Annotated in this window: 21 protein-coding genes and 1 tRNA gene; 19 read left to right on the forward strand and 3 right to left on the reverse strand. The window is 35.2% G+C overall.

Features of this window, described 5'->3' with window-relative positions; all coding sequences use genetic code 11:
• Positions 1-63: 63 nt before the first annotated feature.
• The gene (locus tag ACUN8G_RS08775; RefSeq protein WP_437346697.1) at positions 64-1833 is read right to left on the reverse strand and encodes a 7-cyano-7-deazaguanine synthase; all 1770 of its coding nucleotides are present in this window, start codon (positions 1831-1833) and stop codon (positions 64-66) included.
• Positions 1830-2612, reverse strand: a complete 783-nt coding sequence (locus tag ACUN8G_RS08780) for a hypothetical protein (RefSeq protein WP_437346698.1) — start codon at positions 2610-2612, stop codon at positions 1830-1832. The genes ACUN8G_RS08775 and ACUN8G_RS08780 overlap by 4 nt, the downstream gene beginning before the upstream one ends.
• Positions 2613-2810: 198 nt before the next feature.
• On the opposite strand from ACUN8G_RS08780, the gene ACUN8G_RS08785 reads away from it, so the two are divergent.
• The 15 genes from ACUN8G_RS08785 (at position 2811) to ACUN8G_RS08855 (ending at position 20507) form a co-directional block, all read left to right on the forward strand.
• A complete protein-coding gene (locus ACUN8G_RS08785; protein ID WP_437346699.1) occupies positions 2811-4508 on the forward strand; it encodes a type I restriction-modification system subunit M in 1698 nt (565 codons plus the stop codon).
• Between the two features lie 108 nt (positions 4509-4616).
• Positions 4617-5552, forward strand: coding sequence for a hypothetical protein (locus ACUN8G_RS08790; protein ID WP_437346700.1), 936 nt, complete (start codon positions 4617-4619; stop codon positions 5550-5552).
• Positions 5545-6801, forward strand: coding sequence for a restriction endonuclease subunit S (locus ACUN8G_RS08795; RefSeq protein WP_437346701.1), 1257 nt, complete (start codon positions 5545-5547; stop codon positions 6799-6801). The genes ACUN8G_RS08790 and ACUN8G_RS08795 overlap by 8 nt, the downstream gene beginning before the upstream one ends.
• A 233-nt stretch (positions 6802-7034) precedes the next feature.
• Positions 7035-7337 (forward strand): type II toxin-antitoxin system RelE/ParE family toxin, encoded by a 303-nt coding sequence (locus tag ACUN8G_RS08800; protein WP_437346702.1) that lies wholly within the window; start codon positions 7035-7037, stop codon positions 7335-7337.
• The gene (locus tag ACUN8G_RS08805) at positions 7327-8424 is read left to right on the forward strand and encodes a HigA family addiction module antitoxin (protein ID WP_437346703.1); all 1098 of its coding nucleotides are present in this window, start codon (positions 7327-7329) and stop codon (positions 8422-8424) included. The genes ACUN8G_RS08800 and ACUN8G_RS08805 overlap by 11 nt, the downstream gene beginning before the upstream one ends.
• Positions 8425-8466: 42 nt before the next feature.
• Positions 8467-10332: an AIPR family protein gene (locus ACUN8G_RS08810; protein ID WP_437346704.1), complete on the forward strand. Its 1866-nt coding sequence runs from the start codon at positions 8467-8469 to the stop codon at positions 10330-10332.
• A gap of 27 nt (positions 10333-10359) precedes the next feature.
• On the forward strand, positions 10360-10947 hold the full coding sequence (locus ACUN8G_RS08815; protein ID WP_437346705.1) for a type I restriction endonuclease: 588 nt from the start codon (positions 10360-10362) through the stop codon (positions 10945-10947).
• Positions 10948-10977: 30 nt separating this feature from the next.
• A complete protein-coding gene (locus ACUN8G_RS08820) occupies positions 10978-13515 on the forward strand; it encodes a type I restriction endonuclease subunit R (protein WP_437346923.1) in 2538 nt (845 codons plus the stop codon).
• Positions 13499-14167 (forward strand): M48 family metallopeptidase, encoded by a 669-nt coding sequence (locus ACUN8G_RS08825; protein WP_437346706.1) that lies wholly within the window; start codon positions 13499-13501, stop codon positions 14165-14167. Before ACUN8G_RS08820 ends, ACUN8G_RS08825 begins: the two co-directional genes overlap by 17 nt.
• A 235-nt stretch (positions 14168-14402) precedes the next feature.
• The gene (locus tag ACUN8G_RS08830; RefSeq protein ID WP_437346707.1) at positions 14403-15041 is read left to right on the forward strand and encodes a hypothetical protein; all 639 of its coding nucleotides are present in this window, start codon (positions 14403-14405) and stop codon (positions 15039-15041) included.
• 122 nt (positions 15042-15163) lie between these two features.
• Positions 15164-15883, forward strand: a complete 720-nt coding sequence (locus ACUN8G_RS08835; protein WP_437346708.1) for a hypothetical protein — start codon at positions 15164-15166, stop codon at positions 15881-15883.
• Between the two features lie 205 nt (positions 15884-16088).
• Entirely contained in the window at positions 16089-17408 is a 1320-nt protein-coding gene (locus ACUN8G_RS08840) for an ATP-binding protein (protein ID WP_437346709.1), read from the forward strand.
• Between the two features lie 710 nt (positions 17409-18118).
• The gene (locus ACUN8G_RS08845) at positions 18119-18667 is read left to right on the forward strand and encodes a thermonuclease family protein (protein ID WP_437346710.1); all 549 of its coding nucleotides are present in this window, start codon (positions 18119-18121) and stop codon (positions 18665-18667) included.
• Positions 18668-19058: 391 nt separating this feature from the next.
• Positions 19059-19742, forward strand: a complete 684-nt coding sequence (locus tag ACUN8G_RS08850) for a hypothetical protein (RefSeq protein ID WP_437346712.1) — start codon at positions 19059-19061, stop codon at positions 19740-19742.
• Between the two features lie 504 nt (positions 19743-20246).
• Positions 20247-20507 (forward strand): hypothetical protein, encoded by a 261-nt coding sequence (locus ACUN8G_RS08855; RefSeq protein ID WP_437346713.1) that lies wholly within the window; start codon positions 20247-20249, stop codon positions 20505-20507.
• A gap of 384 nt (positions 20508-20891) precedes the next feature.
• Here the strand turns inward: ACUN8G_RS08855 and ACUN8G_RS08860 are convergent.
• Positions 20892-20965, reverse strand: a tRNA-Asp gene (locus tag ACUN8G_RS08860).
• Between the two features lie 298 nt (positions 20966-21263).
• On the opposite strand from ACUN8G_RS08860, the gene ACUN8G_RS08865 reads away from it, so the two are divergent.
• From ACUN8G_RS08865 to ACUN8G_RS08880, 4 genes are all read left to right on the forward strand, one after another.
• Entirely contained in the window at positions 21264-21851 is a 588-nt protein-coding gene (locus ACUN8G_RS08865; RefSeq protein WP_437346714.1) for a YceI family protein, read from the forward strand.
• Positions 21848-22297, forward strand: a complete 450-nt coding sequence (locus ACUN8G_RS08870) for a MarR family winged helix-turn-helix transcriptional regulator (RefSeq protein ID WP_437346715.1) — start codon at positions 21848-21850, stop codon at positions 22295-22297. The genes ACUN8G_RS08865 and ACUN8G_RS08870 overlap by 4 nt, the downstream gene beginning before the upstream one ends.
• Positions 22298-22363: 66 nt before the next feature.
• Complete coding sequence (locus ACUN8G_RS08875; protein WP_437346716.1) at positions 22364-23389, forward strand: S1 family peptidase; 1026 nt, start codon at positions 22364-22366, stop codon at positions 23387-23389.
• 7 nt (positions 23390-23396) lie between these two features.
• Complete coding sequence (locus tag ACUN8G_RS08880; protein ID WP_437346717.1) at positions 23397-23873, forward strand: methylglyoxal synthase; 477 nt, start codon at positions 23397-23399, stop codon at positions 23871-23873.
• Positions 23874-23958 lie beyond the last annotated feature (85 nt).

A 23958-nucleotide genomic window follows, 5' to 3' on the forward strand; every position in this document is an offset into this window, starting at 1 on the left:
AAAAAGGGGAAGATGGGAGGGAACAAGCGGGGATTTCGTGGGGATTTTGGGGATGATCCTTTTTTATCTTTTTATACGGTTTTCTATTACCACTAATTTTCCGTTTCTTTCTTTTCTAAGCTGTAATTCAAATTTCCTAAAATAATCGCTGATAGTATTTTCGTTTCTTTTTGTGATTATGTAGCGTTCCTTTTTCAATTGCTCAACTACTAAGTTGCTGATATTTCTTTTTGTCTTGGTTTCAGTCAGCACTTCAGTAATTTTTCCCTGTTTAATTAATTTCTCGCAAGCTTCTTTCGCTAATTTCTTTAGCCCTTTCGAAGGAACCTCTTTTTCTAATCCCTTTTCCTTTCTCGAAGGAGATTTGTTTTGGTCTGCTTCCTGTTGATAAACTCTTGGTCCTATTATCAAACTGAAAAATGATTTAGGTCTAGGATGCTTATAAGGCGAGTCGTGTAAATCTCGCATTCTCTTTATCGATTTTTCTATATGTTTCGAATGTCTTCGACAAAGATTATATAACTTTTCAAGTCTTTCGAATTCAGAAGAGCCTTCAATAAAATCTATTATGTCTATAATTTCACTTCCACGTTCTTCATACCATTCATCAATATTTTGTTCTGTAAAACTTTGCGCTAAACGTATGTACTCGGTGAGCAATTTTTTGGTAACTTCTTTTTCCAAATCATCTTCCAAAAAATCAAAATGGTAAAGTCCCGTATTATCATATTTCTCAACTTCGGCAGCGTAAACCGCAAACCTTCTATCAATACATTGTGAACATACACCGCAGTGAGTTGTGCCCGGAGCTTTATTCCTTGTTGTACTGCACGAAACTGAACTGTTTAATAAAGCCGTTTGTTCATACGTCTTTAATACTTCAACAACATCGGTTTTGGTTTTATACAAATAGGGATGTTGTATTGAAAACTGCTTTTCGCCAATAACCGTAAATAACTCTTCTAATCTTCTTATAGTTTGGGGATGTGTCGTTCTGCTTGCCCGAGCGTTCATTAAATCCTGTGTCTCAGCAAAGTTTATTGATGTGATACCGTTTTCATAAACATAAATGGAATCTTGGTTATACTCTCTTGCAAGCGCAAAAGCTATTGATGTATATAAGAATGATCTTGTTCTTTGAGTCTCGTCTCTTGAAGGTGTATTGCTTAAACCGCAGCGGAATTTATAATGTTTACATCGTTCGGGATATAGTCTCTTAATCTCATTATACAATCCCTTCTGTGTAGTTTGAACACCCGGTAGCCCTGTTTGATGGCTTACCAAACATATTTCCGAATCGGTTGTTTCTAACAATTCAATAACTCCCGCAAGTGAATCAATCCCACCTGAAAAGAGCACAACCTTCAAATTATCCGGTCTGTCAACAGTAAATTTCTCATCATCAAAAATACTGGTAGGGAAATCCTTACCACCCTTATAAAAAGTAAACTTATAGCTATGGTCGCCACTCATAAATTGTAAAGCTTCTTCTAACAATTCCTTTACATCGGATTTGTTCCAGAAATTATAATCTCTTACGGTTATATGGAAATTAAATGATCTGCTCCAGCTGTGATATTCATTATCATCCGGTTTACCTCTATATGTCCTTCTATCTGCAGCAAATATATAAGCAGCAATTTCTAATAAATCTTTATACCTGTTGTCTAACTTATATATGTTGGTTACAAACTTATTGAGGTTAATATTTACGTTCTTCCTGCCCCTGCCGTTCTCATTCTTATGATTGAGTTCTAAATACCGCGGGTCATTACCGGATTCCTTAAGGTGAATGCCGTTGCAAGCTACAATATGTTCAACGAACTCTCTCATTTCTCCTCTTCCATTAAGAGTTCGCTTTTCATTTTACCAAAAGAACGTGATAGAAAATATTTTATTTCATTTTCTTCCGGGAATGCATTCTTAACATTTTTGCTGTACCACCCCGCAGCAAATGATTCTGTAATTTTAGCGGTTTCAAAAGCGTGCTGCGAAATTTGATTTACTTGTTTTTCTAGCTCTTTAGAAAATCTATTTCTATCATTTACATTAGTAATTTTTGCAGCGGCTTCTCTTTCTAAGTAATACTTCAAATACCGTTCAGTCAGTTTGGAGAAGTACAATCTTGATAGCTCACAAAAACCGCTCCCGTTAGCAGCTTTATAAAATATAGCTTTGGAATCAATTCCCTCGCTGAATAAACTTTGCCCTCTTTCAATGTTCTGTTTGTACCAGTTGTTAATTGCGTCTATAGCAGCCTGTCTTGCAAATGTTTGATATTCGTGGGAAATTACTTCGTTGTTTTTATACTTGGTTGCGCCCCTAGCCAATTTTATTAAAGAAAGTTCTTCTTTATCTAAAATCTTTTTTTCGGCAAGATATTTTAAAGGATTTTCTTGTTGGAAAGCCAAAGAAACGTGGACTAAAAACTCAAAGCCCGCATTTATGGAAGGATCGTTTTTTAGATTGCTGTATCTGTCTTGTACTTCTTGAAGTGTCTTTTGAGCTATTGCGGATATTTCGGAGGTCCCTGCTGCAAACCCGGCTAATTCATTTACAATTAGTCGCCAAGCTTTTGTCTTTCTAAGATAACCGTACCGTTTATGTCCCATCTAAATTTCTTATCTTATGTTTAAGAATTTTTGGGCAGATTCACAGCAGAGATATATTATTCATTCGTAAAGAATTATTTCATTCAAACTAATTGTATATAGTTAAAGAATCAAATGTTTTTCTTAATAATTTTTAGGTAATTTAATTAACTTTAATGAGTTGTTTTTTCACACAAATTTTGCAACAAGGTATTCTTAATGCGCTCTAAAATTTCCCTTTCACAACTCGAATCTTTTCTACTCAAAGCCTGCGATATTCTCCGCAGCAAAATGGATGCTTCCGAATACAAAGAATATATTTTCGGTATGTTGTTCCTTAAACGAATGTCGGACATTTTCTATGAAAAAAGAAAAGAATTAGCTGAATCTACGTTCAAACATATTAAGGATAAAAATAAATTAACGGAATTACTTAACAACAAAGACCTCTATTATCCGGCTTTTTATGTGCCTGATCGCGCTCGTTGGTATGATGGTTTCGTTGATGACAATGGTAATCAACAACCCGCTATAAAAGACCTTCACGAAAATATCGGTGAAATGCTCAACAAAGCTCTTGACGCGCTAGAAGAATCTAATGAATCATTAACCGGTGTTCTTAAAAAGAGAATTGATTTCAATAAAGAAATAGACAATAAAAAAATTCTCAAAGATCGTGATCTAAAAGACCTTATAGATCACTTTACAAACTTTCCCCCATTATTAAATGATAATTTTGAATTCCCCGATTTGCTCGGTGCTGCGTACGAATATTTAATAAAATTCTTTGCCGACAGCGCCGGTAAAAAAGGCGGACAATTTTATACTCCTTATCAAGTTGTTCGTTTAATGGTGCAGATTCTTAAACCGCAAGAAGGGATGAGCATTTACGATCCCACAGCCGGTTCCGGCGGTATGCTCATTCAATCTTATCAGTACATCCAAGAACAAGGCGGTAATTACGAAAATGTTGATCTGCACGGACAAGAACTCGATCCCACCGTGCTGGCAATTTGTAAGATGAATATAATTCTACACAACATCACAAAATACAATATTGAATACGGTGATACTTTAACCGATCCGCAGAATGTTGCAGACGGCAGAATAAAACAATTCGATCGTGTACTTGCCAATCCGCCCTTCTCACAGAATTACAATCGTGATAATATGCAGCATACGGAACGCTTTGCCGGTTATGAATATGCACCCGAAAAAGGTAAGAAAGCCGATCTTATGTTTGTTCTGCATATGATTGCAAGCTGCAAACCAAACGGTAAGGTTGCTGTTGTGATGCCGCACGGAGTTCTTTTCAGAGGGAGCAAAGAAAAAGCAATCAGAACTAAATTGATTACAAATGATTTAATCGAAGGTATAATTAGTTTACCTCCTTCTCTGTTTTACGGAACCGGTATTCCCGCTTGTATTCTTGTAATAAACAAAAGTAAGCCGGATGAACTTAGAAATAAAATATTTTTCATTAATGCCGATGCGGAATATGCCGAAGGTAAAAATCAAAACTCTCTCCGTCCCGAAGACATAGAAAAAATCGATTATGTTTTCACTAACAAACTCGAAGTAGATAAATATTCCCGGCTTGTTGATTTAACCGAAATTGAATCCAACGATTATAATCTTAATATTCGCCGTTATGTTGACAACACTCCTGAACCTGAACCGGAAGATGTTAGAGCACATTTAATTGGTGGTGTTCCTAAATCGGAAGTCCACTCAAATGAAATTATCTTTTCAAAATTTGGCATTAACCATTCAATCCTTTTTAAGAATAAAGACAAACATTATTATGATTTTCTTGCAAAGATCGATACAAAAGAAAAGATTAAATCTGTAATCGAAGATAATCCCAACCTGAAGAAAATCTTTTCGGATATGATTGATTATCTGAATACCTGGTAGCAGTCTGCTAAAGATGATTTTGCTTCATTAGAACCCTTAGATGAAAACAATAAAGTCCGCGAAAGTATTGCTGGTTACCTGGTTACAAATGGAAAAAAAATTCCCGAAGTGCGTCATAAACTTATTACTTCTCTAAAAGATCAGCTTGTGCTTTTCAATGTTCTTAATGAATTCCAAATTGCCGGTGTTTTTGTCAACTGGTGGGATAACATAAAATACGATCTTAAAACGATTCAGAGCAATGGCTGGTTTCCCGGTCTTATTCCCGATGAATATATGATTAACCGCTTCTTTACCGGTGAGAAAAAATATATTGATGAAATTGAATCTAAAATTTCAAATGCTGAAAGTCGTCTCGAAGAAATACTCGAAGAAACACAATCTCTTTTAGAATACGAATTGGATGAAGATGAAAAACTTACCGCCAAACTTATGCGGGACCAGCTTAAGTTTACTATAGATGAAATGGAACATCCCGACAAAATCGGGACGGAAAATGTTGAGCGAAGCGAAATCCCGCCGAAGGCGTGGAAAGAAGCTCTCAAAAAAATAAAAGATGTGGAAAAGGAAATTAAAGATTCTAAAAAAGAGTTAGCTCAAAAAGAAGAGGAGCTCTCTATTAAAATTGACTTGAAACGATTCGGCATTGATGAGAAAAAAGCAGAATACCAAAATCTTATTGAAATAGCAGATAAAGAGTTAGCCGAACTGCCGGAATCAGAAACCCGAAAAAGAAACGCACTTAATAGAGACAAAACAACCTTACAAAATAAAATTGACAGCCTTCAATCTTTGTTTAACAGCATCGGCGGATTAATTACAAGGGAAGAAGCAAAGGAACTTATACTTTTAAAACATAACGACCTTATCTCCGAACAGCTATTACGCTATATGAATGCAGAAAAAAGAATTGCTATTAATTTCTTTGAAAATCTTTTTGAGAAATACTCTACCGATTTATCTTTCATAGAAAAAGAAAGAACGGCTACTACAAAATGCATAACACAATATCTTAAGAAATTAGGCTACTTAATTAATGAGTGAATTTATTAACACCACCATAGGCGAATGCTGTGAAATTCTTGATTCTTCTAGAATACCACTTAATGAGGAGGAAAGGAATAAAATTCCGGGTAATATTCCTTATTATGGTGCAAATGGAGTGCAAGACTACATAGATAAATATATTTTTGATGAAGATTTGATATTAATTGCTGAAGATGGAGGAAATTTTGAATCCTATGAAACTAGACCAATTGCATATAGGATTAGTGGGAAAAGTTGGGTTAATAATCACGCTCACATTTTAAGAGCACTAAAACGTTATAACCAAGATTATATTTTTTACTCTCTTGTAAACAAAAACATCTTAAATTATATCGTTGGCGGCACGCGTTCTAAATTAAATCAGCGTGAACTAAAAACAATAACAATTTCAATTCCACAACAGAAATCCGAACAAACCGCCATAGCCCACATCCTTTCAACAGTAGATAAAGCAATTGAGCAGACAGAAAAACTAATCGCAAAATACAAACGCATAAAAACCGGTTTAATGCAAGACCTTCTTACAAAAGGCATTGACGAAAACGGAAACATCCGCTCAGAAAAAACCCACAAATTTAAAGACAGCCCCATCGGCAGAATCCCGGTTGAGTGGGAAGTAATTAACTTAGAAAATAAAAAGTATTTCGAATTAGCAACCGGTGGGACACCTTCAACTGCAAAAAAAGAATATTGGGAAAATGGAAATATTCCTTGGTTGTCTTCCGGCGAAGTGCATAATAAAAAAATTAAAAATACTGCTGTCAATATTACCCAATTAGGCTTCGAAAATTCCAACGCAAGATTTTATCCAATTGGTTCAGTTCTTATAGCTTTAGCTGGTCTAGGCAAAACAAGAGGTACAGTTGCAATTACTGAAATTGAGACAACTTCGAATCAATCAATTGCTGCTATTATTCCTAATCAAGAATTATATAATTCTTATTTTCTATATCATCAATTAGATTTTAGGTATGAAGAACTTAGATCAATTTCATCTGGTTCTGGCAGAGCTGGTCTTTCTTTAAGAATTTTAAAGACAATTAACGTGGTTTATACAGATATTAATGAGCAAAAAGCAATAATAAAAAAATTAAATCAAATAGACGATTTTCTGAATAGTAACTACAAAAGTTTATCGAAATTATCTCTTCTCAAATCCGGTCTAATGCAAGATTTACTAACCGGCAAAGTAAGAGTACCGGAAGAGTTGATAGAGGAAATAAACAGCAAAGCTAATGTGGCATAACACATTAACCCCGCTATTAGTGGCTGTTGCATAAGTATAATTTGCCCGTGGCTTTAGCCACGGGATGATGAAATATAAAAAATAGCGGGACTTTAGTCCCATTAGAAATTATGACGGCGCCAAGCATTTTACCCAAGGGGTAAATAATAAACTTGCATATGCTATGTATATATTTGTATATTTACTTTACCCTAAAGGTAAAGTATTCTTAATCATTCTTTTAGGGAAAATATTTGGAACTCCGGTTTAAAACAAAAATACTTCAAAAACAGTATGAATACTCCAAAGAAGCTTTTAAAGCTTACGGTGTGCAAGTCGGCAGAAAATATATTCAAAGAATTAATATTATAAAAAAATCAAAAGACATTGAAAAATTGAAGTCAATTCGTGCTCTTAAATGTCATCCGCTAAAAGGTGATAGAAAAGGAGAATGGTCAATTTATTTAACCGGTTTCAATAGATTGATCTTCACGCTTCACGGCGAAAATTTACAAATTGCACGGATTGAGGAGGTAAGTAAACATTATGATGATTAAGGAAATATATAGCGATCTTCCTATCCCGCCCGGTGAATTTCTTGAAGAAGTACTGGAAGATTTAGGAATGAGCAAAGATGAACTGGCAAAAAGAATGAACAGACCGGCAGCCAAGCTTAGTGCAATTTTTCGGGGAGATAAAGCAATCACCCCCGATACTGCATTGCAGCTTGAAAAGGTAATAAATGTACCCGCACATATCTGGACCGGGCTTGAATCCGAATACCGCCTCACATTAGCAAGATTGCAAGAACAAAACGAGTTGGAAAATAGAAAAAAAGAAACGCCGTTAATTACCAAATTTTGTTACAAGGAACTTGCGAAGTTGGGTTATGTGGAAAAGAAATCTTCACCCACAGACAAAGTAGAAGAGCTTCAAAAATTTTTAGCGGTTACATCATTGTTAAATTTGGATAACGTGAAAAGATATCGACCTTTCTTCAAACAAAACATAAATAAAAACCACAAGATATCTTCAGAAGCTATTATTGCCTGGCTTAGAATAGGTGAAATTGAGGCTTATAAAACCGTAACGAAACCTTTTGATTCCGACAAAGTATATAGGTTGTTACCGGTTTTAAGAAGTTTAACAATGAAATCTCCGGAGAAATTTCAAAAAGAATTAGTGAATAAATTTTCCGATGTCGGTATTGCTCTTATCATAGTTCCCCATCTTCCCAAAACTTGCGCTCACGGTGCCGCTTTCTGGCTGAATAAAAATAAAGCCGTATTGATGATTACCATCAGAGGCAGATGGGCTGATATGTTTTGGTTCAGCCTGTTCCACGAAATTGGTCACATTTTACTTCACAATAAGCAGCAAGTTTATATTGAAAGCGATGATGTAGATTTTGTAGTAAAAGCTCTTGAAGATGAAGCAAATAAATTTGCCGCCGATAATTTAATCCCTTCTTCTGACTATAAAGATTTCGTTAAACAAAATGAATTTTACAAAAGTGATATTTTGAAGTTTGCAAAACGAATTAATATACATCCGGGTATTATAGTGGGCAGATTGCAGCACGACAAGAAAATTCCACCAAACTGGCATAATGATTTAAGAGAAAGATATACGTGGAAGGATTAATAGAGGGAATAAATAAAATATATAATAACTAACGAGGTAATAATGGTTACTTATGAAGAATTCAAAAAAGAATGGTTAGAAGAAATCACCGAAGGAAATCCATCTAATGTTGAACTAGGAAACCGTTTTGCCCGCAAGCTATTATTGCAATGGCTTGATACTGAGGATGACACAGAAAACCTTATTTTTTGTGATGGAAGCGGTGATGGCGGTATTGATGCTGCTTTTTTGTTGAATGGTCAAACTAACGAGAACGATGAAATCGAGGGAGATACTTGGTATTTAATTCAAAGCAAATATGGAAAAGCATTTGCCGGAACAGATACAATTCTGCAAGAATCTCAGAAAGTAATTGATACACTTGACGGTCGTAGAGAAAGACTTAATTCTTTTTCTGAAAACTTATTAGAGCGATTGAAGGTTTTCCGTTCATCTTCTTCCGAAAAAGATAAAATTATTCTGGTATTCGCAACAATTGATCCCGTTGATGATGATATTAAACGAGCAATGAGTGATGTTAGAACAATCGGTAGGCAGAGATTAGGTCTTAATTTTGATACCGATTCGGTTTCTTTACAAACAATTTATCAACGTCTTTCCACTCCCGAAGCTGTTAAATATAAAATACCATTTACAGCTAATCTAGTTCCTTCTGGTACTGATTTGCTTGTCGGTTCAATAAAATTACTTAATCTTTATAATTTCCTAAAAGAGTACCGAAATTCTACATCTGACTTAGATTTATTGTATGAAAAGAACGTAAGAAAATTTTTAGGGAGCAGACGAAAAGTAAACAAAGGTATTGCGGAGACATTAAAAACCGATCCCGAAAAATTTGGTTTGTATAATAATGGCATAACTATAGTAGTTGAGGATTTCAAGTTCCTAGAATCAGACAAATACGAATTAGTCGAACCATTTGTTGTAAATGGGTGCCAAACAACTCGCACAATATGGGAAACATTGAGTACAAGGTTAGAAGCTGGTGGTACTGGTGTGAATCCTGAACTCGAAGAATGGAAAACCCAATTAAATAGAGGTATCGTAGTAGTTAAAATTGTAAAGGTTGGCGAAGCGGGTGAAGAGTTAATGGTTAATACTACTCGCTATACCAATAGTCAAAATGCAGTCAGTCAACGTGATTTTATTGCACTTGAATCTGATTTTAGAAGATGGCATAACGAAATGTCAGAGAAATTTGATATTTATTTAGAAATTCAAAGAGGTGGTTGGGATTCTTATAAAGCTTTACAAAGATCTGGAGCCCAAACCAAAGAATATAAAGATTGGGTTAATGCTTTCGATCTTCTTAAGGTTTATGGTGCGGGCTGGATGAACGAACCTGGTTTAGCATATGGAAAGAATCCTCCATTTGCCCCGGGTGGAAGTATGTTTAAAAAAATTGTAGAAAGAGATGATTTTACCGTTGATGATCTATATGCAGCTTATTTATTGTATAAGCTAACAACCCAAAAAATTAAATTCGGTCGTGCTGCGGAAAAATCTTCGCGTGGGCAAACTCGACATTTATTTTACTATGTAATAGTACAATTGTTAAAAGAATGTATGTTGCAAGCTTCTATTCCAATTAATAATCAGTCAATTACTTTTTCAATAATTCGTGTTTTTAAGGATTACAATTCCCCAGCCGCTCAAGAATTAAGCGAGGCTGCATTAAATGTTATTGATGATTATTTACTTAGAGAAAAGGAAGATTCATTATTTACTGAACCTAATTACACTGGTGATTTAAATGCATTTCTTAAATGGGAAAAAATTGGTAAAGGGAAAGATCATACACCCAAGTTAGAAAACCTTATTACTATGAACAATTTGTTAATGCGCAAAAGTCTTAAACCAGAACTACCATCCCCGCGTGAAACTGTTATTGCAGCGATAAAAAACTGATTTACAATCTATTATTATGAGAAATAAATGATTCTCTCAAACGACAACAAATACAAAGGCGATATAGCCAAATCTCTTAAACTGGACGAAAGACGCCACGTTGAGGAACCTTTCCTTGAGCAGCTTGAACAACAAGGGTGGGAAACTCTCGTTCTCGATAATCATCAAGAACCTCACCACAGCAAACGCAAAAGTTTCAGCGATGTTTTCATTGAGGAAGATTTAAGAATAGCTTTAAAAAAGCTAAATCCTTTTCTAACCGAATCCCAAATAACTGAAGTAATTCAAAAATTACCGGTTACTCTTGACGGTAGCCTTATTGAAAACAATCAAGAAGTCTTGGAGTTTATTCTAAAGGGCACAAGTGTTTCCCGCAATGAATTAACCGGTGAGAATAGTCCCACTGTAAAATTCATTGATCTTTACGATGAAACTAAAAACAGCTATCTCGCAATATCACAGTTCAAACTCCGCATTCCCGGTACAGAGAATCACATCATCCCGGACATTGTTTTATTTGTAAACGGTCTTCCACTCGTTGTCGTTGAATGTAAATCACCAAAAGTAAAGGATTCAATTGGCGAAGCGATTGATCAGTTGATGCGTTACTCCTAACAGCGCAGCGAGGGAATTGAAGGCAATCAAATTCTATTCTATTATAATCAATTTACCGTTGTTACAGATAGACAGATTGCAAAATTCGGCACAATCTCAACTCATTCAGAAAAATATTTCTTCCGCTGGACTGATCCATATCCTAAAACACTTGACGAAATTCAATCAAGAGAAGGCACTTCTCCAAATGATCAACAGCGTTTAATTGCCGGTATGCTCACAAAAAGAAATCTTATTGAACTAATCCGTTCTTTTACAATTTTTACAACCGACGACAAAGGCAATACAATAAAAATTGTTGCCCGTTACCAGCAATACCGTGCTGTTAAAAAATCAATCCGCAGCTTAATTGAAGGAAGGAATGCACGTGAAAGAGGCGGTATTATTTGGCATACACAAGGTTCCGGTAAATCGCTCACAATGATGTTTATGGTTCGTGAAATGCGTAAGCATAAAGAATTACTGCCGTGGAAAGTCGTATTTATAACAGACAGAACGCAACTTGAAGAACAACTCTCTGAAACAAGCGATAGTATTGGATATACCGTTAAAAGAGCAGATAGTATTAGGAAACTTAAAGAACTTTTATCGTCTCCTGCTCCTGACCTTGTTATGGGTATGATTCATAAATTCCAAGAGCGCGAATTAGAAAACATATTCCCTGAATTAAATCCCTCTCCAAATATTCTAGTTATGACCGATGAAGCGTATCGCACTCAATATAGTTTGCTCGGTGCTAATCTTCGCCGTGCTTTGCCGAACGCTACTCATATCGCTTATACCGGTACACCGATAGACTTAACCGAACAACACTTTGGTGATTACATAGATAAATACACAATGCGTCAATCAATTGATGACGGAACTACCCTGAAAATAGTTTATGAGGGCAGAACTCATAATGCCGAAGTACCGAATCCAAAAGGAATGGATATAAAATTTCAAGATGTTTTTAGTGAATATAACTTGGCTCAGCGTATGCAGATTTTAGGTTACGGCTCAAGAGATGCTTATCTGGAAGCTATGCCAACAATAAAATCTAAAGCTGAAGATATGCTTGAGCATTATATTAATTTTGTCTTTCCCAACAGACTCAAAGCTCAAATTGTTGCGGTTTCCCGTGAAGCGGCTATTCGTTATAAAGAAGCAATCGAAGAATTACTTCCAAAGTTTATTGAAAAATTAGAAGAACATAATCCACATAAGCTTAATATCGAGTTATTAAAAAAATTAGATACAGCGGTTATTATTTCACACAGCCATAATGATAAACCCCGCTTTAATCCATATACAAATTCCGATATTCATAAAACACAAATTAGAAGATTCAAATTACCTTTCGAAAAAGTTGAGAATGATCTAGATGGGAACATCGGAATCATTATTGTTAATGAAATGCTTATCACCGGTTTTGATGCTCCGGTTGAACAAGTTATGTATCTCGATAGGTACGTTAGAGATCATAATTTACTTCAAGCTATTGCACGCGTTAATCGGATCGGTCCTGACGGCAAAGACGTTGGATATGTTATTGATTACATCGGTATCGGTCATCATATAAAGCAAGCTCTTGATTCTTATGCTGAAAGAGAGCAAAAAGAAATTATTGATGCACTAAGTAATACTGAAGAGGAAATTAATGAATTAATTCAGCTTCATACTCAAATTTGGGAATTTCTAAAAAAATATAAATGTACTGATTTTAATGATCCCGATGCATTCTTTGATCTCTTTTATGACGAAGATATTCGTTTCGAATACTTAAATCTGTTTAAGAAACTTTCGGCAGCCTTTAATAAAGTGCTGCCACACCCCAAAGCACTGGATTACTTAATGGATTATCAACGGTTCGTTGAAGTTAATCTACTTTGCTCAAAACATTTTCAAGATTCAAGATTAAGTATGAGGGGTATACCGGAAAAATTAAGAAGTATTACAGATGAATACCTCAGTTCAAAAGGAATTAATCAGAAAGTTAAGCCTATTTCAATTCTTGACAGCGAATTTTATGAAAATGTTAGAGCACGTAAGCGCACAAAAACAAAAGCAGCCGAGATTGAACACGCATTACGTCACTATATTGATGTGAGTGCTGAGGATGACCCCGAATTATTTAAAACTTTTTCGGAAATGCTTGAGGAAATATTCGAAAAATTCAAAGGTGATTGGAATAAAATCTATGAAGAATTAGAGAAACTTCGTGAAAAGATTCGTAATAAAGAAAAAGAAGAAACCTATGGGCTAAATCGTGCAACGCAGATGCCTTTCTTCCGTATCTTCAAAAGGGAGTTATATAATGACAAAGAATTGAATGAGAACGAAATTTCGGCTGCTGTTGACCTTACACAAAATTTATATATCTTGCTGAACAATGAACTAAAAACAGTTGGCTTTTGGGATAGCATACCCTCACAAAATAAATTAAAAGCCGAAATCCAAAAATTATTGTTGAATGAAAGGTTTATTCAGCTTCCTAATATGTTTGAAAAATATAAAGAAATCACAACAAGAATTCTTGAAGTAGCACGCTATAAAAACGATTCGATAATAAATGACAATAGATTATAAAATAATTTTCACAGAACGTAAATCGGTCAATATTGTTATTGATCGTCACTCCAATATTATTGTCCGCGCGCCTAAACGTTTGACAAAAGACGATGTTGACAAAGTTGTAAATAGAAAAAAACAGTGGATTTATAATAAATTATCGAATTCTTCTAAACCGATTATATCGCCTAAGGAATTTGTTTCCGGCGAATCCTTATTATATCTAGGGGATCATTATAAATTAAGAATAGTGGATGAACAATTTTCTGGATTACGATTTGATACTGAATTTACAATTTCAAAGGATAGCAAATCCAAAACCAAAAAGATATTCAAAGCTTGGTATCTTGCTCAAGCAAAAAAAGTCTTCTTGCCCATAGTTGATTACTACTCAAACACTCTCGGTGTTAAATACAATCGTATTTATATAAAAAGTATGAAAGCAAGCTGGGGTTCGTGTTCCCCTAATAAATCAATAACTCTAAATTGGAAATTGGTTAAGGCTCCGCTATATGTAATCAATTACATTATCGTTCACGAACTTGCACATTTAATAGAATTAAACCACTCAGATGATTTCTGGAATATTGTTTCGGTGCAAGTCCCAAATTATAAAAAAGCAAAAAAGTGGTTAACTCAACACGGTGAATTGTTGGAATTAGAGTTGTGATATTTGTTATATTGTTTTTTGAATCAATGCTTTCCCGAACGATTTTTTATGAGAGAACCGTTCGGGATGGCTGAGTGGCTTAAAGCACCGGACTTCTAATCCGGCGAACCGCAAGGTTCCGTGGGTTCGAATCCCACTCCCTCCGCTAAACTCACGGGGTGCATATATAATATGCACCCCTTATCGGAACTTGAAAAAATATTTACAATATCGAACAATATTCAAATAACTCATTATGCCTAAACCACCTGTTAAAAAATATTATACCTTCACTGACGAAACCAAGCTTGAAGTAACAAATGAACTCTGCATTAAAGAAATATCTGATATATTAAAAACATACACTAGAGAAACTATTCTTCGTATGGCAAGTCAAACATCTCAAGATTTGGGCACAAGTAATGATCCTGCCAGAATCCTCGAACTTCAATCTGAACGCTTTAACATTCCTGTTTCAAGAGATGTCTATCTTATTCACCGCCAAGCCATTTTAGTTTTATTACAATTTACTTTCTCTTTTCCCGAGGATGAATTTGGCGAAAAGAATGAAATCAGCACTAAAGAAGTATTTTTGTTATTTGCTCTTATTAATAGTTACCTAGAATTAAATGAATATACAGTATCAAAAAAATCAATTCCCAAGAAGTTGTTCTTCTCTAGTATTAAAACTGTTCACTTGATGATGAACGAAAATGATTTACAAGCTGCTTTTTATTTTTTTGATAAATTTTCTTCAATAATAGAATCACAAAATCTTACTGACTTTAGTGATATCATCAAGGAATACTTAGGTGTTGATATAAAAGAGACAAGAGAGATATTTCAGAAAGTAAAAGATCAATCCTATCCTGAAATTTTCTCTTTTTTTGAATAATTTGCAGTTATTGAATATGATAAAATAGATACCTATTGGCAAAATCGTTCTCCCAAATTTGATATCCCATTTGAATACAACTTCTTTAACCAGTATCCACTAATAAAAAAAATGAAGATTATTTGGTAACTGATTTATACAATCTTTTTAATTCTCTTTTCAGTATTGTTTATGATATCCTTGTAGAAGTAGATCGAGAAAAATTTAAAGGTGTATTTGGTAAAGATATTGCTGAACCTGTAATTACAGAATTTTTTAAGGAGGTTTTTAAAGATGATGAAATAAAATTTATTAAAGTTGGTTCAAGCTCAAGAGAATTCGCAGATATTGGTATTCTATACAAAGGAAATATTTTCCTTTTTGAGGTTAAAACCTCTATTTTTTCGCGTATGATGCTTTTCTCTACTGATTATGATAGATTTATAAAAGCATTTAATAATAAATTTGTTTTGTCTGAAGGTATCTCTCAGCAAGTAAAACGGCTAACTGATATTGAAAATAATTTTGAATCATTTTGTAATTTAAGTGAAATCGATAATTCAAAAAATTATAAAATATATCCAATTCTTTTAGTTTTTGATGAAACTCTACAAGCCTTTTGTGCTAACCGGTATTTATCAACTAGATTTGAAAATATAATGCGTGCAAAGAATTTTGTTCCTTCAAAATTCTCATTAGCAAAAAATCACTCAACTATAACTTTTAATGAAATATATCGCCTAAACAAATTGGATATAAATCCAATTCAAAAATTAGAATTAATTCAGCAATATTCTGATGAATCTCAAAAACCTATAATGTCACTTACCCTATACAACCAACAAAAGTCTCAAAACAATTAACTACCACTTTTTTTAATTTGCATTATATATAATTCTGTCAAATCAAGTTTTTCTTCTTTTTTTGTGTACTGCGGTGAAATACTATTTGTAATACTAAAGATTATTTAACAGACTTGTATTCGTCCTATTTGTCTTTCTCGTCCTTTGATTATACATTCCTACTTTATAAATTTTATTATATTTCCATCACACAATAAATTTACTTATGCCCGAACAACACAACATAGAATACAAAACTAGCTGGCACGAAGACCACTTAAAAACAATCTGTGCCTTCGCAAACTCACAAGGCGGTAAGCTTTACATCGGTAAAGATGATAAAGGAATAACCATTGGTACTCTCGAATACAAGAAATTAATGGATGACTTGCCTAATAAAATCAAAAATCGTCTTGGAATCACTACAGAAGTTAATCTATTAACAGATGATGAAAAACATTTTATTGAAATCTTTGTTCCTTCATACTCCGTAGCTATTTCATTAAGAGGCAGATATTACATAAGAAGTGGAAGTACAACAACAGAATTAACCGGCAACTCACTAAATGATTTCCTTCTCAAAAAATCCGGTAAAACTTGGGATGATATTATTGAAGATAGAGCTTCACTAAATGATGTTGACGAAAACACTATTTCTAGATTTCTAAAAGATGCAAATAAATCCGGCAGACTTCCCAAATCAGAAAACCTTAATACAAATGAATTATTAGAAAAACTAAGACTTTCTGACAACAATAAATTAAAACGTGCAGCTATTATCCTATTCGGCAAAGACCCCGGTCGTTTCTATCCGAACATTTCAGTTAAAATAGGTCGCTTCGGTAAAGACGATACCGATTTGAAATTCCAAGAAGTTATTGAAGGAAATCTACTTCATAAATTGGATGAAACACTTTTACAACTCAATAGAAAATTCCTTACACAAAAAATTGACTTCGAAGGAATGCAAAGAATTGAAAAAGGAGAATATCCTATAGCCGCATTACGAGAAATGTTATTAAATGCGCTTGTGCATAAAACCTATTCCGGTGCTACAATTCAGCTTAGAATTTATGATGATAAAATCAGTATATGGAATGAAGGAACCTTACCGGAAGGGTTAACCTTTGAAGCATTAAAACAAGAACATCCATCCCGTCCGCGTAATCCGATTATAGCAGATGTATGTTTCTTAGGTGGTTACATAGATGCTTGGGGGCGAGGAACACTAAAAATAATCAACTCTTGCAAAGAAGCCGAACTCCCCGAACCTGAAATGAAAGAATCCGCCGGCGGTTTCCAAGTTACAATATTCAAAGATATACTTACAGAAGAACACCTAAAAAAACTTGGCTTGAATGACCGCCAAATAAAAGCTGTCCTTTTCGTAAAAGACAATGGTGCTATTACTAATTCCGATTACCGGGATATAAACAATATTGGTAAAACAACTGCAACAGAAGAATTACAAGAGCTAATAGAGAAAGATATTCTCATTTCATCCGGTTCAAAAGGTCGCGGTGCAAATTATGTTCTCAAAAATTAATTGGCCGTTAATTGACCGAATTGGCCGTTAATCGCCCGCTAATTGGCTGTTATGGCGGTTATTTGGCTTTTTATCCGTCCTATTAGTCCTTTCAGTCCTTTGCTTCACATCATTTTTATTCCCTGAAATAAATCCGGTAAAGCTTAAAAACCAAAAAACCTTTATGGGGTAGGCAACAAAACACGTGAAGGTCTCAGCTCATCGTAAAATGGGACAGCCAGTATTACATAATCCTACATTATGTGCAAGTCTTTGAGCAGTCCCAACGGAACATTTGTAGTTCTACCGAAGCACATAATGTTGGTTTATGCAAACTCGGCACGAAAAGAATATTGGTCAGTTCATCATCGCTACACTTCGGTCGTCCCTTCGGGAACACACCTTCGTTTCGCTTACATTGGGGAAAAGCCATCAGTAAAACCTTTCATTGTTCTTTCTGTCTAAATATTTTCAGCCAAACATCGCTCATTCCGGGTCGCCGATTCCGGCACACCCTCCATTCGCTTACATTGGTTTGGACACTTTGGACACAATTAATACCACTTTTCATTTGCGTTTCAAAACCACAGAAATTTGAGTCCAAAACGTCCAGTCTTTAATTCGCTCCTATTTTTATCTTCAAGTCAAACAAAGGCAAAACAAACATAAACATCGATTGTTGTTTAAAGTTCTCTCAATTCCTAATTTCTAAAAAGGAAATTGAGATGATAATGTTTAGCCGTCATACAAATACATATCACCAACCAAAAATACTTACATTCTTATTACATCATATCTGGGTACTTATTTTTTTACTTCTCTTTCTTTCCGGTACTATTCGTTGTCAATACAAAATGTATTATCCTTTTGGTTACTCAGTTAAAGCAAAAGTAGCTCGCATAATTGATGGTGATACATTCGTCCTTTCAGATTCACAACGCGTAAGAATGCTGGGAATAGATACTCCCGAACTAGAAAAAAATGGTAAACCGGCTGAACCATTCTCTGATTCCGCTAAAGTTCTTACCAAGCAGCTTATTGACGGTAAAATAATAAAACTCACATTTGATGGGAAGGCATTCGATTTTTTCGGAAGATTACTAGCCTATGTTTGGCTTACTAATAAAGCCGGGCTAGATTCAATCTTTGTCCAAGCAGAATTACTCAAAAAAGGTTATGCACGAATTCGTTATTACCCAAAAGGGAAGAGGTATTACGATATATTCTACAATCTTCGCCGTACAGCAATGAAAAACAATCTAGGTATCTGGTCCCGTTAGTTTATGAATCAACAACATTTAAATATCGAAACCATTCTTGAGGATAATAAATTCAGAGAGTATTATTCTTTGGGTTTAATTGACGATATTGCTGTACGTAATCTTAAAATCAAAAATGAATATGCTGAGCTTCGTAAACAACACTCAACGTTCGCATCCATTTCAATCCTATCTTCAAAGTACTTCCTTTCATTCGATTCCATCAATTCAATTCTATTTCGGGAAAGGAATAAAAAATCTTTACCCGTATTTCAAATTTCTAGGTAGTATCTAAATAGTATCTGCATAGTCTTAACCTCATAACCTACTGTAATCATAACTACAGTTATTATTTATTTCTCAAACTCTATCTTGCACTCAACATTAATCATAAAAAAAGGAGTACATAAAAATGGCACGTGTAACCGGTAATGTTTTAGGTAACTTAAGAGGTAAATTAGGAAACCTCTCGGCAAGAACTGTAGAAGGTAAAACCATACTTTCTGCAAGACCTTCGTCTTTCAACATTAGTCAAACCCCAGAATCTATCGAAGCTCGAAAGAAATTCGGTGTAACCGGGCATCTTTGCAAATTCATTATGGATTTACCGGATTTGGTAAGTATCTGGTCAAAAGAAAAACTTCCTGGAATGAGTGTCTTCAATACTCTATTCAAAAAGAATTATCCTTTTGTTGATGCAGATAAACCTACTGTTGATAATATCCTTACTCCCGGTGGATTCAGCTTGCCGGTTCAATCTGCCGCTGTAGCTGCAGATAATGTTGCATTGGAATTAAATGCACTTAATACTGCTGCAGTTATTTCTGCGGAGGAAGTTGATCTGTCGATCAATGCATTGATTGTTTACCACAATCCAACTAATCCGGAAGATGCTCCTTACAGCATCGTAAAACTTACTAAAGCCGAAGCCGGTTTCGATTTTACAACTGCCTACACCGGCTCAATAAGTTTAGATGTTGTACAGCAAGCTCTTGCTGCAAAGTATCAGAATAGCATTCTTTATTTAGCTGTTGCTTCCAAAAATGCTGACGGTAAAGTAGTTCAATACTCTGCTACTTACTCTAACCAGTCTTAACAGCTTAATCCTTCCAGCGGCTTCCCTCATTAGTAGGGAAGTCGTATTATTATCAAGTTAATCGAACCTTCGCCCTATTTCGCTCATTCCGTAAATATAAAAGTATTTACTCCATTCGCTCAGCAAGGCTATCGGTTAATCATAACATTTGGCGTCCTAATGCGTAGCTCTTGCCACCGTAAAAAACACGGCGTCAACACCTACTAAATACCAATTTGATGTTTTGCTATCCGCAAAACGTTAAAGCACTTTTCGCCCGCTTCTTTTTCAAGCTTAGTGTTAAACGAACATAATCAATAAATCGGGTCAAGGGTATATAAACAAATACCGCTCTTTATTATAGGATATTGAAAGCGGTATTTGCCCTTGACTTGAATAATCAAGCTAACGTACACCATCACCGTGTCCTTCCATAAAAAACGCAAATACGTAGTTAAGCGGGCAAAAAATGTTTTTTGTGGGGCAGTACGCCCTTTTATAATCCACTTAACAAAAGGAGCTACAATGAATACAAATCAAAAACCAGATGAATTTGGAAATCCATCCCTTCGGGAGAAACTATTCTTTGAAGAAAGCCAAAATTCCGGCTGGATTCCAAAACACGAGTGCAGTAAAAACCTCAAAATTATCGCTCAGACTCACTCAGTTAACCTGCCTGCCGGTAGGCAAGGTTCATTGCACAATATTGTAATTGCACAAACCAAGCAATGTAAAATCTGCGGTAAAAAGTTTGATGAATCTAACCCGGAGGGGATAAGATGTTGAGCGAAGTGAAATCCCGATTCAATCGGGGAAAGTTTATGAAAGCAGCCATCCAACAATGCGGGATTATAAGAAAGTCCCGCAGATTAAAATAAAAAATTTACAGTTAGCCAATGTTGGTTTTGAAATCGGGAAAGAATATCGTGTAATATATCAACCCGGTAAAATTACACTTGTTTTAGTTGCTAAAAAGGGGAGTAATCACTAATTTCATTTTAAGATGTCACTCAAATTAACTAACCATATTAACCAACCAACAATAAAAAGGATGTACCTTCAAAAAGTGGGTACAAAATGGGTACACAGTGGGTACAATGACAGTGGGATTTTAAGGAAGCGTAAAAACAAAAAAAGCCTCAAAACAAACCGTTTTGAAGCTTTTCTATGCGGGGCCGACGAGACTCGAACTCGCGACCTCCTGCGTGACAGGCAGGCGTTCTAACCAACTGAACTACGACCCCATTATTTCATTTTTACACTTATTTCTCATCACGCATCATAACTTCTAAACTTCAAAGGGCCAAAATTTTGCGTGAGAGCAAGGTGTATTGTCCTGCGTCAGATGACGGACTAATTACTGCCTTAAATTCTTCTTAAAAGAACATCATCATTTGAAAAATGCCTACAAAAATAGTGATTCTATCCAATCCAAAGCAAGAAAATTTTTTTCTGAGGAAGTCAATGAACTCTTTAATTCAAATATATGTTACAACACGCATGCTAACTATTATTTTTCAAACGAAAAAAAGGAGATGTATCATGCGCAAGTTATTTTTATCATATATAATACTCTTTTTATTTGGCGGGCTAATTAATGCTCAGACCAGATGGAATTTCGATAAATCTCATTCCACAATTGCTTTCAAAGTAAAGCATATGGTTATTTCTGAGGTTACAGGTTACTTTAACCAATATGAAGGTAACATCGTAACTAATGGCGACAATTTTGAAAATGCTAAAATTAATTTTACAATTGACGTCAATAGTATCAATACAGATAACGAAAAACGCGACGAGCACCTGAAATCGGACGACTTTTTCAATTCCGCAAAATATCCGAAAATTACCTTCGTCGGTAAATCGTTCAAAAAAATTGGGAACAACAAATTTAAACTTGTAGGCGACCTCACAATTCGTGACAATACCAAAGAAGTGACTCTCGACGTTACATTCAATGGCATGGTAAACGACCCCTGGGGAAATACACGCGCCGGCTTCAAAGTAACAGGAACTATTAACCGTTTTGATTTTGGCCTTAAATGGAATGCATTGCTCGAACTTGGCGGTGCTGTAGTTAGTGAAAATGTCGACATTGTAATTGATGTAGAATTAATTAAAGCAAAATGAGATTAGAAGAAGAAATAAAACAAAAAAAATTCAGGAATGAATTTCATAAACTGGCTGTCAATTTATACTACACCAACAACTGGCTATTGAATATTCATAAATCGATTTTCGAACGGTTCGGCATTACGCCGAACCAGTTCAATATTCTACGAATACTGAGAGGACAGTATCCTGAAAGCGCATCAGTAAATTTGCTTAAAGCCAGAATGCTTGACAAAACTTCTGACGCTTCTCGATTGGTAGAACGTCTCAGGATTAAAGGTCTAGTTGAAAGGAATCAATGCCCAAATGATAGGCGACGCACCAATGTGATCATAACCGACAAAGGTTTAAAACTTCTGAACGATATAGACAGACACGATGATGAATTCGACAGAGCTCTTTCAAATCTTTCCGAAAACGAAGCTAAATTATTAAATACTCTCCTCGATAAATTGAGAGGCTGAAAAATATTCTTTCCTCAATGCCTAAATTCTATTACATTTATTACCAAAATTTCTGCAGGGGGTATTGTGCGATATTCGTCGGCTATTTTTTTATTGTTATCCGCATGTACTGCTGTATACGATTCAGTTTATCCTACATTAAACGATGGCAAATACGACAGTGAATTTCCGTACAAAAGCTCTTCGGAACAATTGGAGGATATCAGCAATTCGATTAACCTGCTAAACAGTATTGCATTTTATACAGGTTATGTTTTCGACATTGATTCGAAACTAACGAAAAAAGAGATTTCTCTCATCGACCTCGAGTCCGCTGCTAAAGAAAAAGTCTATTTCAATAGAACGGCGTCGGGCACTGCAACGTTGATATATACTCACGATGGAAATATTCTTTATCTTACTGTCGCACATATTGTGGCTTTTCCTGATACAGTCTATTCATATTTTATCAATCCCGACGGCAGTATATCAGAGTATATCGAAAGTATTTCGATAAAATCTAGTCAGAGCAATTATATTCCCGACCTGCCAGATGGTGGGGCGCTCGATATCATTTTAATGGATAAAAACATCGATGTGGCTTTATTAGGCAAAAAAATCGATCCGAAGGTCGCTATCGCACTTAAACCCTTCAATTACTCGTGGGGATCGTCTTCCGAACTCGAATGGGGCACTTTCGTTTACGTATTCGGTTATCCAATGAATTATAAAATGATTACAAAAGCACTGGTTAGTAATCCTAAAAGAGAAAAAAACATTTTTTTAATCGACGCTGTCTTTAATAAAGGTTCCAGCGGCGGAATTGTACTTGCTATTCGAGACGGTGTACCAAATTTCGAACTCGTAGGAGTAGTACGTTCAGTGCCTGCCGACTTTCAATTGAATCTTCATCCATTTACAAAAGAGCACGAAATCGATTTCAATCCACAGATCCCATACAAAGGCGAAGTCTATGTTGAAAAAGAACAGGTTATCAGAAGCGGAATCGTCAAGGTTATTGGTATCGAAGTGATTAAAGAATTTATCACGAAACATCTACCTTATCTCAGAAGCAAAGGATATTATTTGAGTGGATTCTTAACAAATAAATAAATCTTATATGAAACAGAACATAATCAAAATTCCATTGCCCACTCGTAAGAGGATTGCACTTGTAGCTCACGACAATAAGAAGCACGACCTGTTAGAATGGGCTATTTACAACAGAGACAAATTAAAAGATTGTATAATTTATGCAACCGGAACAACAGGCAAGTTGCTCGAAAAGGAAGCGGGACTGAATGTAAAAAAACTCAAGAGTGGCCCATTAGGCGGCGACCAGCAATTAGGCGCTCTAATTGCAGAGAACGAAATCGATATACTCATTTTTTTCTGGGACCCGCTAGAACCTCAGCCTCACGATCCTGATGTAAAAGCCTTGCTTAGAATTGCCGTAGTATGGAATATTCCAATTGCAAACAACAGGTCGTCAGCAGATTTTATTTTTTCATCAGCTCTTATGGACAAAACCTACGAAAGAATTTTGCCCGACTACGAGTCTTATACCGAAAGAACTATTTCTAATAAAGACCAATGAAACATTCATTTATAAAGGCATTATTTAGTCATACACTCTTACATAGCTTATGTTACTGCAGATCATTTTATCTAAATTTTATAAG

This window comes from Melioribacter sulfuriphilus (assembly GCF_052656625.1).

Coding starts and splice junctions, on each gene's coding strand:
- ACUN8G_RS08810 (WP_437346704.1), top strand. CDS start 8,467: ATGGTTACTTATGAAGAATTCAAAAAAGAATGGTTAGAAGAAATCACC.
- ACUN8G_RS08775 (WP_437346697.1), bottom strand. CDS start 1,833: ATGAGAGAGTTCGTTGAACATATTGTAGCTTGCAACGGCATTCACCTT.
- ACUN8G_RS08825 (WP_437346706.1), top strand. CDS start 13,499: ATGACAATAGATTATAAAATAATTTTCACAGAACGTAAATCGGTCAAT.
- ACUN8G_RS08780 (WP_437346698.1), bottom strand. CDS start 2,612: ATGGGACATAAACGGTACGGTTATCTTAGAAAGACAAAAGCTTGGCGA.
- ACUN8G_RS08845 (WP_437346710.1), top strand. CDS start 18,119: ATGTTTAGCCGTCATACAAATACATATCACCAACCAAAAATACTTACA.
- ACUN8G_RS08840 (WP_437346709.1), top strand. CDS start 16,089: ATGCCCGAACAACACAACATAGAATACAAAACTAGCTGGCACGAAGAC.
- ACUN8G_RS08850 (WP_437346712.1), top strand. CDS start 19,059: ATGGCACGTGTAACCGGTAATGTTTTAGGTAACTTAAGAGGTAAATTA.
- ACUN8G_RS08855 (WP_437346713.1), top strand. CDS start 20,247: ATGAATACAAATCAAAAACCAGATGAATTTGGAAATCCATCCCTTCGG.
- ACUN8G_RS08830 (WP_437346707.1), top strand. CDS start 14,403: ATGCCTAAACCACCTGTTAAAAAATATTATACCTTCACTGACGAAACC.
- ACUN8G_RS08815 (WP_437346705.1), top strand. CDS start 10,360: ATGATTCTCTCAAACGACAACAAATACAAAGGCGATATAGCCAAATCT.
- ACUN8G_RS08795 (WP_437346701.1), top strand. CDS start 5,545: ATGAGTGAATTTATTAACACCACCATAGGCGAATGCTGTGAAATTCTT.
- ACUN8G_RS08870 (WP_437346715.1), top strand. CDS start 21,848: ATGAGATTAGAAGAAGAAATAAAACAAAAAAAATTCAGGAATGAATTT.
- ACUN8G_RS08865 (WP_437346714.1), top strand. CDS start 21,264: ATGCGCAAGTTATTTTTATCATATATAATACTCTTTTTATTTGGCGGG.
- ACUN8G_RS08880 (WP_437346717.1), top strand. CDS start 23,397: ATGAAACAGAACATAATCAAAATTCCATTGCCCACTCGTAAGAGGATT.
- ACUN8G_RS08805 (WP_437346703.1), top strand. CDS start 7,327: ATGATGATTAAGGAAATATATAGCGATCTTCCTATCCCGCCCGGTGAA.
- ACUN8G_RS08785 (WP_437346699.1), top strand. CDS start 2,811: ATGCGCTCTAAAATTTCCCTTTCACAACTCGAATCTTTTCTACTCAAA.